A 5,291-nucleotide genomic window follows, 5' to 3' on the forward strand; every position below is an offset into this window, starting at 1 on the left:
GAGTACGCCGATCTGCGGGTCCGCTTCACCTTCGAGGCGGGCTACCAGTCGCTGCTCGACGGGGGCGAGGCGGACCAGCTGGCCGCCGAGATGCTGCCGGTGCTCGCCGAGGCCGAGGGCGAGCTGACCGCGGAGGAGGCGGCGCGCCGCACGTACCGGGCGGCGCAGGAGGCGGAACCGGTGCTGGAACGGCTGGTGGACGCCCAGCTCCTGGAGTCGCCGGCCCCCGGCCGCTACCGCTTCCACCCCCTGCTGCGGCTGTTCGCGCTGGAGCAGGCCGGGCTGCCCGTACTCCTCGCGGACCGGCCGCCGCCCGCCCGCCACGCGAGCGGCCACCGGCTGCCGGACCGGCGGGGGTTCCTCGACCGCAAGCTCTCGGCCCGCCGGCCGGCGCAGCCCCGGCTCGGCGAGCCGCACCTCACCGATCAGCGGCTTCCGGGACCTTGAGCCACACCGCCTTCGAGGGCGTGCCCTGGTCGTCCACGACATTGACCATGTAATAGCCCGGCGGCACCAGCGAGGGGTCCTTGGGCAGCGTGACCGTGACGCTGTCCGCGGTTTTGGTGTAGTCGAGGGCGATCGAGCGCTGCTCGATGTTGGTCACATGCGTGAAGGAGCCCGGCCGGATCAGGCGGGCCTTGCGGATCGTCGCGGCATGGCTGGTTTTGAAGGTGGCCTTGCCGCCCAGCCGCACTGTCCGCGGCCGCTCGCCGGTGTCCTTGAGGTCCGGGCGCGAGTCGTTGTAGAGGTACGGCGGGGTGTAGAGGTCGATCTGCTGCTGGAACGTGGCGGGCTTGGTGTTGTCCTTGTCGCCGAAGAGGGAGTCGGAGCCGAAGGTCATGACGCGTCCGTCGGGCAGCAGCAGCGCGCCCGAGTGGTAGTTGCGGCCGACCAGCGGGTCGGCGACGGAGCGCTTCCGGTTGGTCTTCGGATCGTAGATCTCGGCCTTGAGGACGTTGGAGTCGCTGCGGCCCCGGTAGTCGCCGGAGCCGTTGGTGGTCAGCACGGTGTCGTCGGGGAGGATCACGCTGCTGGGGTAGCGGGCCTTCGCGTACAGGTCGGGGCCGTCCTTGAAGCGCGGGTCCTTCGCGTGCAGGTCCACGATGCGGGTCTTGGCGGTCGACTTCTGGTCCTCGCCGACCCCGCCGCCGCCGAGCACCATGTACCGCTGGTCCTGCGCGGGCGGCAGCAGCACCGACATCGACGTCTCCAGCGCGTCCGGGTCGCTCATGCCGGGCACGGTCTTGAAGGCGTTGGACTTCAGGTCCCAGATGCCGGGCGCACGCCCCTGGTCGGCGGGCCCGTACCCGGCGTTGGAGCCGGTGTAGAAGATCTTGCCCTGGTCGGTGAGGAAGAGGGCGGGGTAGGTCGGGAAGAACCGCTGCTTGGGCAGGTACGTCCACTTCTTGGTCTTCGGGTCGTAGATCTCGTTCTTGCCGGGGACCACCTGGCCGATCTCGTCGAGGCCGGAGACGGAGAGCACCTTGCCGTCCTGGAGGGTGGTCAGCGTCGGGTACCAGCGGGCCTCGTTCATCGGGTCGACGGTGATGTAGCGCTCGGAGACCGGGTCGAACTCGTAAGAGTCCTTTATCCCCTGGAAGTCCTTCTTGTCGAAGGACAGCTTGTTGGCGATGCCGTAGAAGTTACGGGCGTCCGCGCCGGTCAGGCCCTTGATCGTGTAGTTGTCGGTGAGCCCGGTCTCGTGCTCGGGCCCCTTTTGAAGGGCCTCCACATAGACGCGCGCCGTGCTGGCCGTGACGGTGACCTTGCCGGTCTTGGGGTCCGCGGTCTTCTTCGCGCGGGGCACCAGCAGGTTGTCCTTGGACTCGAAGGACTTGCCGGTCGCCTTGCCCGTGAAGACCGTGCCCGCCGGGAAGGTCTTCGGCTTGTCCGGGTCCTCGTTGTGGACGATCATCAGGCCGCCCGCGCGGGTGACGTCGCCGCCCAGCTTCTCGTAGCGCTGCGTGCCGCCCGCGACCAGCAGCTTGCCGTCCGGGAGCTGGGTGTGCCCGGCGCAGAAGAGGTCCTTGGGGGTGGGGATGTTCTTGAAGGTGTTCTTCTCCGGGTCCCACAGGACCGTACGGAAGGACTTGGCCTTGAAGTTGGCCGCGTTGTTGCCGGAGCCCGCGACGAGCAGCACCTTGCCGGTGTGCAGCAGCGCCGCGTGAATAGTGTTGATCTTGTACTTCTTGGGCACGTCGACCACGTTCCAGTGGCCGTTGTCCGCCTTGTACCCCGGCTGGTTGATCTTGTAGTCGTGGTATTTCTCGGAGGCGAAGCCCCAGATGGCCGGGCCGTTCAGCCCGGCCAGCACGAGGACCGCCGCCCCTCCGATGGCTATCCGGCGGGTACGGCGGCTCGGACGGTACTTCATATGTCGGATCCTTTGAGGGCGAGCTGGGCGGTCTGGTCCGGGTCGCCGCGGCCGGGCCGCTCGCGCCTGCCGCGGCGCAGCGTCCACGCCCAGGCCAGGATCGGGGCCACCGTGATCAGCAGCGCCAGCGTGGCCCAGGTCCGCATCGCCACGTGCGTATGGCCGAGCACGAACGAGGAGACCAGGGAGCCGCCGAAGACCAGCACGAAGAAGAGGTGCACCCGGAAGGTGCCGAACAGCGTGTCGGGGCTGGCCGAGTCGCCCTTGGGCGTCACCACGAACGTGCTCCTGCGGCGCAGCACCGCGTCCATCAGCGAACGGGCGTAGATCGGCGCGGAGAGCGCGGACATCACCATGCCCGCCAGGCCGCCCGAGCCCTCGGGCTCGTGGGGCGAGACGTTGTGGCGGCGGTTCCAGATGTAGAGCCCGATCTGGAGGGCCGCGGCGTCGCTGTAGAGCATCATCCAGACCTGGGAGTTGATCTGGATGCCGGATGCTCCCAGCCCCAGGAAGAGCGCGCAGCTCAGGCCGCCGAGCACCCAGTTGACCGCCGTCATCGGGTAGTAGATGACCATCAGCGTGTAGTTGAGGAGCTTGCCCGGCGACAGCGTGAAGGGGCCCTTCCAGAACTGCTTGAGGATCGTCTCGTACGTGCCGCGCGACCAGCGCAGCTGCTGGGTGAAGAAGTCCGTCCACGCGTTCGGCCCCTCGCCGACGGCGAGCACGTCCGGCGTGTAGACCGAGCGCCACTTGCGGCCCGTTCCCGGATTGCGGTGCCGGTGCAGCTCGAAGCCGGTGGCCATGTCCTCGGTGATCGAGTCGTAGAGGCCGCCGATGCCCTTGAGGGCGCTGATGCGCACGGCGTTGTTGGTGCCGACGAACATGGGCGCGCCGTAGCGGTTGCCCGCCCGCTGGATCAGGGCGTGGAAGAGGAACTGCTGGCTCTCGGCGGCCTTGGTGACGGCCGCCTCGTAGTTGCCGTAGACCTGCGGCCCGACGACGAAGGCGATGTCGGGGTCGCGGAAGTAACCCAGCATCCGCTCCAGGAAGTTCGGCAGCGGCACATGGTCGGTGTCGACGGAGGCGAAGAAGTCGTAGTCGTCGCCGTGCGCGTCGAGCCAGGCGTTGTAGTTGCCGTGCTTGGTCTTCGCGCGGTGCGGCCCCTTGGGCCGGTTCCACTTCTCGACGCCCTTGCGGGAGAAGTGGTGCACGCCGAGCCGCCGGCAGACCTCCTTGACCTCCGGGTCGTCGCCCTCGTCCAGCAGCCATACGTGCAACTGCCCCCGGTGGCGCAGGTGTACGGCCGCCTCCAGGGTCTTCGTCACCATCTCGATCGGCTCCTTGCCGGGCACGAACGAGGTGAGGAAGGCGACCTTGGTGCCGGTCTCGGGCACCACCGGGATCGGGTCGCGGGCCACCAGCGTCGCGTGCGCGTTGGAGGTGACGTTCATCGTGCGGAACAGCTCGATCAGACCGATCGACACCAGCATCACGGTGTCGAGGACCTTCATGGAGGTGGTCGCGTGATCCCGTTCGGTCCAGTGCGCGGGCTGCATCAGCCACAGCAGCAGGGCGAGCGAGACGACGGGGGCGCCGCCGAGCAGCAGCGCCGCGCGTATCCGGTGCGGTTCGTCCGCGAGCAGGCTGCGGTAGCGGACCCGGTACGGGCGGTCCGGGTCGGGCTTGGTCAGCGGCCCGGCGAGCCGGCTGTAGTGCTCGTAGTCGTAGCGCGACGGGGGCCGCCGGCGGAGCTGCGCCGGGAGCCTGTTGGAGCCGGTGCGGTGCGGGTCCTGGTGCGGGCCCGGTATGCGCAGTCTGGTCGTCGCGGACGGGTCGTATGCCTGTTGATCATCGTGCCGGGCGCCGGTAGGCGTCGACGTCATGAGTCATCCCCCCGCACGCATGCTGGCTGCGTGTCAGTTTCCGAGCCCTGTGGGTCCCCCTCGACCGCGCGGGCTCGTCCGTGTCGGCCGCCACCTGGGCACGACGCGCGACGACCGTCTCCCGGCGGCCCCTTCCGCCACCGGAATCCCCCCTGTGCGAATGTCCCGAGATTCCCCAACTCGGGTGCTGTGCAGCCTCATTGGAGCCGTGGGAGCCAATGACGCCAGGCAAGGGTCCCCGACCCCGCCACATGATCGCAAGGGTGATACGAGGTGTTTACCGGGCAAAGCGGTGCGCTGAGCCAAGTCGTGTACGGATGTTGCCAAAGTGGTCACGGATGGCCGCTTCCGCTCGTACGGCGTCACCCGAGCGCACCGCCGCGAGGATCTCCCGGTGCTGCGCGCAGGTGACCGCGGGGTCCGCACGCAGCTCGACCAGATCCGTGCGCACCCGGTGGAAGGCGACCCAGAACGCCTCCAGGACCTCGCTCAGCAACGGGTTGTCCAGGCCGCGGTAGAGCGTCGCGTGGAAGGCGCGGTCGGTCTCCGCCCGTACGGCCCCGGCGGCGGCCTCCTCCTCCATCCGGCCCACCAGCAGGTCGAGTTCGGCCAGTTCGCCCGCCGGCACCCGGCCCGCGAGCCGGGCTATCAGGCCGGTCTCCACGGCCTCGCGCAGTTCGAGGAGCCGGAGCAGATCGTCCTCGCCGCGGTAGTGCCCGGCGACGGTGCGGAAGATCAGGCCCTCGATCATCGGGGCCACGGTCATGGGGCCCACATAGGTGCCGAAACCGTGCCGGATCTCGACGATCCCCATCGCCTGGAGCGCCTTCTGCGCCTCGCGCACCGAGTTCCGGCTCACGCCGAGCAGCTCCATCAGCTCGGTCTCGGTGGGCAGCGGGGCGCCGGAGGGGAGCCGCCGGTCGATGATCAGCTTCTTGATGCGTTCCTGGATATCGTTCGCCATCCCGCGACTGTGCACCGCTGCCTCCGATGTGAACAGGGATAAAGGCCGGGCTGTGAACAGGGACAAAGAC

3 protein-coding genes and 1 pseudogene are annotated in these 5,291 nt (G+C 68.9%); 1 reads left to right on the forward strand and 3 read right to left on the reverse strand.

Annotated elements, in window-relative coordinates:
• A pseudogene (locus ACFU99_RS31850) lies at window positions 1–447 on the forward strand (hypothetical protein); the annotation flags it as partial.
• On the opposite strand, the gene ACFU99_RS31855 reads toward ACFU99_RS31850, so the two are convergent.
• The 3 genes from ACFU99_RS31855 to ACFU99_RS31865 form a co-directional block, all read right to left on the reverse strand.
• Window positions 419–2,374: a galactose oxidase-like domain-containing protein gene (locus ACFU99_RS31855; RefSeq protein WP_384398632.1), complete on the reverse strand. Its 1,956-nt coding sequence runs from the start codon at window positions 2,372–2,374 to the stop codon at window positions 419–421. The pseudogene ACFU99_RS31850 and the gene ACFU99_RS31855 sit on opposite strands and share 29 nt — an antisense overlap.
• Window positions 2,371–4,257, reverse strand: coding sequence for a glycosyltransferase family 2 protein (locus tag ACFU99_RS31860; protein ID WP_384398633.1), 1,887 nt, complete (start codon window positions 4,255–4,257; stop codon window positions 2,371–2,373). The genes ACFU99_RS31855 and ACFU99_RS31860 overlap by 4 nt, the downstream gene beginning before the upstream one ends.
• 277 nt (window positions 4,258–4,534) lie before the next feature.
• Window positions 4,535–5,221 (reverse strand): FadR/GntR family transcriptional regulator, encoded by a 687-nt coding sequence (locus ACFU99_RS31865; RefSeq protein ID WP_384398635.1) that lies wholly within the window; start codon window positions 5,219–5,221, stop codon window positions 4,535–4,537.
• Window positions 5,222–5,291: the final 70 nt, after the last annotated feature.

Origin of the sequence: Streptomyces sp. NPDC057654, from assembly GCF_042800135.1 — a bacterium.
Classification (GTDB): Bacteria; Actinomycetota; Actinomycetes; order Streptomycetales; family Streptomycetaceae; genus Streptomyces.